This is a genomic window from uncultured Megamonas sp. (genome assembly GCF_958438645.1).
GTDB lineage: Bacteria > Bacillota > Negativicutes > Selenomonadales > Selenomonadaceae > Megamonas.
In genome coordinates this window covers 1-4816 of record NZ_CAUBSM010000024.1, presented here as the reverse complement: position 1 = coordinate 4816, position 4816 = coordinate 1, and the positions used below count along the sequence as shown (strand labels likewise).

5 protein-coding genes and 1 tRNA gene are annotated in these 4816 nt (G+C 29.7%); 2 read left to right on the top strand and 4 right to left on the bottom strand.

Annotated features, from left to right (window positions below; genetic code table 11):
* Positions 1–111 precede the first annotated feature (111 nt).
* Positions 112–188: transfer RNA gene (locus Q5I67_RS10385), tRNA-Ile, on the bottom strand.
* A 241-nt stretch (positions 189–429) separates the two neighbouring features.
* On the opposite strand from Q5I67_RS10385, the gene Q5I67_RS10380 reads away from it, so the two are divergent.
* Together Q5I67_RS10380 and Q5I67_RS10375 are read left to right on the top strand one after the other, a co-directional pair.
* Positions 430–933, top strand: a complete 504-nt coding sequence (locus Q5I67_RS10380; RefSeq protein ID WP_302487269.1) for a hypothetical protein — start codon at positions 430–432, stop codon at positions 931–933.
* Between the two features lie 54 nt (positions 934–987).
* Positions 988–1854 (top strand): HAMP domain-containing sensor histidine kinase, encoded by an 867-nt coding sequence (locus Q5I67_RS10375; protein ID WP_302487268.1) that lies wholly within the window; start codon positions 988–990, stop codon positions 1852–1854.
* 71 nt (positions 1855–1925) lie between these two features.
* Here the strand turns inward: Q5I67_RS10375 and Q5I67_RS10370 are convergent, their stop codons facing one another.
* The 3 genes from Q5I67_RS10370 to modA form a co-directional block, all read right to left on the bottom strand.
* Positions 1926–2987: a sulfate/molybdate ABC transporter ATP-binding protein gene (locus tag Q5I67_RS10370; RefSeq protein ID WP_302487267.1), complete on the bottom strand. Its 1062-nt coding sequence runs from the start codon at positions 2985–2987 to the stop codon at positions 1926–1928.
* Positions 2988–2997: 10 nt separating this feature from the next.
* A complete protein-coding gene (gene modB / locus Q5I67_RS10365; protein WP_302487266.1) occupies positions 2998–3660 on the bottom strand; it encodes a molybdate ABC transporter permease subunit in 663 nt (220 codons plus the stop codon).
* Between the two features lie 70 nt (positions 3661–3730).
* Positions 3731–4537 carry a molybdate ABC transporter substrate-binding protein gene (gene modA, locus Q5I67_RS10360; RefSeq protein ID WP_302487270.1) on the bottom strand — a complete coding sequence of 269 codons (807 nt, stop codon included), beginning with the start codon at positions 4535–4537 and terminating at the stop codon, positions 3731–3733.
* Positions 4538–4816 lie beyond the last annotated feature (279 nt).

Sequence of the window (4816 nt, the reverse complement as noted above, 5' to 3'; positions counted from 1 at the left end):
AAATGCTTGGTTCAATCCACTTAAACTCATAAGAGAAGCATTTTTGCTTTTTATTTTGGTGAATTTGTTTTTTTGCATTTCTTCTTCTGTGCAGTTTTCAAAGATCAATAATGGTGGGCCTAACTAGACTTGAACTAGTGACCTCACGCTTATCAGGCGTGCACTCTAACCAGCTGAGCTATAGGCCCATATTCTTATGTTCAAGCCGTTTGGCTTTTTTCTTGTTGGCTCACGAGCCAGCTTCTATAGTATATTAAATAATGAGCATCTTGTCAACACTTTTTTTTAACTTTTTTTAGTTTTTTTATAAAAACTTACAAAAGCTTTATATTATAAGCCTTTTTAATCATGAAAAAGTGTTTTTTCTTTTACTTTTTTATGCTAAAATCTATTTAAAAATTATTTTATGATTATTCTAGAGGTTATATTATGTCAAAACTTATCAATAAAATATTGTTGATCATGTCAACAATACTTATTTTATTTGTTGTATTATTCAGTATAACATTTGGCTATTTATTTCTACAGCATTCCCAAAATATAGAAAATAGCCGCTTAGAGAGCACCGCTCTATCTATAGCAGATATCTTAAGTAAATCAACTGGTAATTATCCACTAGCCAATATTTATAATTCCAACATATTACAATTAGTAAATATTTTAGAACAAGGTGAAATTTGGTTAGTTGATAAAGACACTTTGCAAATAATTGGTTGTCGTTTTAATCCTGCACTCAATTATAATCAGCTTTCTGCTCCAGCTGCTAATGATTTACAAAATGTCTTAAACGGTCAAAATATTCGCACCCAAGATTTTGATATCTATACGCAGCCACAATATACTACTGTCGGTGTTCCTATATATAATAGCGAAGGTAATATCAAAGGAGCTTTACTTTTACATAGCAAACTCCCTACGTTAAAATTCAGTTGATATGATGGTATTGCTCTATTACTATTCTGTTCGGTAATTTTATTTGTAATTTTAATGTTCTTACTAAAAATTTTAATAAAAAGATATGTTTTACCTTTAGAAATACTAAATCAATTTATTGAAAAAATTTTACAACACAATTATACGTCACATATAAAGACAAAATCTGATGATGAAATATCTCAATTAGCTCAAAATTTAAATCATCTTTCAATTTATGTGCAAAATCTTGAGACTACATCTAAAGAAAAAGCTCAATCTGATAACAATCTAATCATCAAAACTGCATATAAATTACACACACCATTAAAAGAATTAAAACATAATATTCAAGAACTCACTAAGAAAAAACATTTAACTAATGATCCGCTTTGCAAACAAATGCAAAAAAATATTGAAAAACTCGATATGATTGCTAATAATCTTTTGGATTTATCTCAATTGGATAATCAAGATTTCACCTTAAAAAAAGATCTATTAAATCTGATAGAAATTTTACAAGACAGTATCAAAGCACGTGAAAAAATGGCTAAAGAACAAAAAATAAAAATTAAATTGGATATTGATTTAGCTAAAGAAATCATCTTATTCACAGGAGATAATAACCGCCTAAAACAGATGTTCTGTGAAACCTTGGACAAAGCCCTTCAAATATATCCTCAAAATAGTGATTTAATCATTAAAGTTTTAGAAGACACCAATAATTACTATATATATATACAAAATAATAATAATGAAATATCAGTTGAACATCTACCTGATATGTTCCCTCAATTTTATCAAACAACAGAAGATGACAGTATCTTCAATAGTATTGAGATAAAAATCGCTCAACATCTGGCAAATTTGCACCAAATAAAATTGACTACTGAAAAGCAATCTGATAAATACACTACTTTTAAATTTACTATTACTAAATAAATACTGTATAAGACATAAACAAAAAACTCATTTCCATATGTATCATATTGCATATAGAAATGAGTTTTTTATTATTTTGCCAATATAAAAATTTTATCCGACGGCAATTTTACCCATATTTCATCGCCAATCTTTTTATTGTTTTGCCAATATTTCTTTTCTACTTCTAAGCGAATAGCCGATAATGATTGAGGTTTTCTCAACATTATCACTATGCTAAATATATTTTCGATCAATTCTTCAATAATAAAATTCTCCACATTTATATCTTTTTGCCTTATTTGATCTTCATCATCAATTACTATCAATTCATGAGCTCTAATACCTATATATTTATCATCATCTTTAATAGACACTTTCACTGCTAAATCAATATTCCAATCGATTGCTCTACATCTAAATTCATCAATTTTTATTATGCGTGAATGATTTTTACAACCACTCAATTTAGAAGCAGCCAATGTATTTGGCTTTTCAAATAGTTCTTTTTTCGTACTGGCAGATACGATTTTGCCTTGAGACAAAACTACTATATCATCACAAAAACGATAAATTTCATCTCTATTATGCGAAACAAATAACACATTTTTTCCATATAATCTTAAAATCTTAGCAAGTTCTAATTCAACTTGCCATTTTAAAAAATCATCTAAGGCTGAAAATGGTTCATCTAACATCAATATATCTGGTTCTGATGCAAATATTCTTGCTAGTGCCACTCTTTGTTGTTGTCCACCTGATAAATTTCTAGGATAAGCTTTTTGCAAATCTTCCAAATGAAAAACTTTTAAATATTTATCTATGATTTTTTGTCTATCCTCTTTATTTTTTATACCCACTGCAATATTTTCCTTAACATTCATATGTGGAAATAAAGCATAATTCTGAAATAAATATCCTATATTTCGCTTTTGAGGAGATAAATTGATCTTTTTTTCACTGTCAAATAAAACTCTACCATTGAGAATTATTTTGCCTTCATCCGGTGTTTCTATACCAGCTATACATTTTAGCGTCATACTTTTTCCACAACCAGACGCACCTAATACTCCTAAAATTCCTTTATTCGTATTAAATTTCACATCCAAAGTAAAATCAGAATAATACTTTTTTATTGCTACTTCTAAGGCCATTTAATCCACCTCAATTATTAACTCGTTGTTGCTTTTTCAACCAATAATTCATCACTACCATGACTATCAAGGATACTACAATAATTATACCAGCCCAGACAAAAGCTGTTTCCTGGTCATTTGCCTGCACAGCAGAGTAAATTGCCGTTGACATTGTCTGCGTTTTTCCTGGAATATTTCCTGCAAGCATAATTGTCGCCCCAAATTCGCCTAAAGCTCTAGCAAAAGATAAAATTGCTCCTGCCAAAATTCCCGTTTTGGCTAAAGGTAATATAATTTTCCAAAAAATTCTTTCTTCACTCATGCCTAAAGTTCTTGCTGCAAATATTAAATCTTTATTAATCTGCTCAAAAGCTCCACGCGTTGTTCTATACATCAATGGAAAAGACACCACGACCGCTGTAATTACTGTAGCTGGCCATGAAAAAATTATATTGATATCAAATAGATTTAAAAATTGTCCAATAAAACTATTTTTTCCTAAAAAAAGCAATAAAAAAAACCCTACTACTGTTGGTGGCAAAACTAATGGTAAAGTGATAATACCATCAATAAAACCTTGATATTTTTTTAATTTACAAATAAATCTAGCTGCATATATACCTAAAATAAAAGTAATTATTGTAGCAAGCCCTGCTGTTTTCAATGATATATACAATGGAGAAAAATCCATTTTTTCACCTCAAATGAAAATAGCGACAAGCTAAAACATCTATCTGTTTTAATTTGTCGCTATATATTTATTATTTTACATCAAATCCATATTTTGCTAAGATAGCTTTTTGTTCATCTTGAGATAAATACGCTATAAAATCCTTAGCAATATCTGGATTTTTAGAGGAATTTACCATGGCGATTGGATAAATTACTGGTTTATGTGTATTTGCCGGAGCTTCTAGCAATACTTTTACTTTATCGGATATAGCTGCATCTGTAGCATAAACTATACCACAATCAACTTCACCCGTTTCTACCCAACCTAGCACCTGACGCACATCAGAAGCATAAACTGCTTTTTGTTTTACTGCATCTAAAATATTTAAATTAGAAAAGATTTCTTCAGAATATTGTCCAACTGGTACAGCTTTTGGTTCTCCTAAAGCTATTTTGTTAATTTTATCTGTTGCTAATTGTGTAAAATCAGATAAAGCCAAGTCACTATCTTTAGGTACAATTAAAACCACTTTATTTTCTAATAAATCTTTACGTGTAGATTTATCAATTAAATTTTTTTCAGCCAAGGCATTCATTTGCTTTTGTGCTGCTGAAATAAATACATCAGCTGGAGCTCCTTGTTCTATCTGTGTTTGCAAAGCTCCAGAACTACCAAAATTATAAGTCAATTTTACATTCGGATGTTCTTTTTCATAATTTGCACCAATTTCTTGAATAGCATCTGTCATACTAGCAGCTGCTACAATATACACTTCTTTTGTACTTTCGCCTTTTGAAGAATTATCATTTTGAGGACTATTTCCACAACCAGTAAATATAACAGCCAATAAACAAAACATCACCAGTATAACTACGTTTTTACGATTATTATTCATCATAAAATCCTTTCATTAATAAAAACAATGATTACTGATCCCATCTTAAAAATTAATAACTGTAAGTGCCACTAAACAAACAGAAGCAACTGTCACTATAATGCTATTCACTAAATTTCCTCCTTATCATATTATCCATATATGTAAATAAATATTTTTTTACACAAACAAAAAAGACAGGTTTTAATCCTGTCTTTATCTCATGCCCTAAGGCTTATTATCATTATGGTGGAGATGAGGAGATTCGAACTCCTGACCCCCTGCTTGCAAGGCAGGTGC

Bases quoted from the DNA above. Each gene is read 5' to 3' on its own strand.
- Q5I67_RS10380 (WP_302487269.1), top strand. From the start codon at position 430: ATGTCAAAACTTATCAATAAAATATTGTTGATCATGTCAACAATACTT.
- Q5I67_RS10375 (WP_302487268.1), top strand. From the start codon at position 988: ATGTTCTTACTAAAAATTTTAATAAAAAGATATGTTTTACCTTTAGAA.
- modB (WP_302487266.1), bottom strand. From the start codon at position 3,660: ATGGATTTTTCTCCATTGTATATATCATTGAAAACAGCAGGGCTTGCT.
- modA (WP_302487270.1), bottom strand. From the start codon at position 4,537: ATGAATAATAATCGTAAAAACGTAGTTATACTGGTGATGTTTTGTTTA.
- Q5I67_RS10370 (WP_302487267.1), bottom strand. From the start codon at position 2,987: ATGGCCTTAGAAGTAGCAATAAAAAAGTATTATTCTGATTTTACTTTG.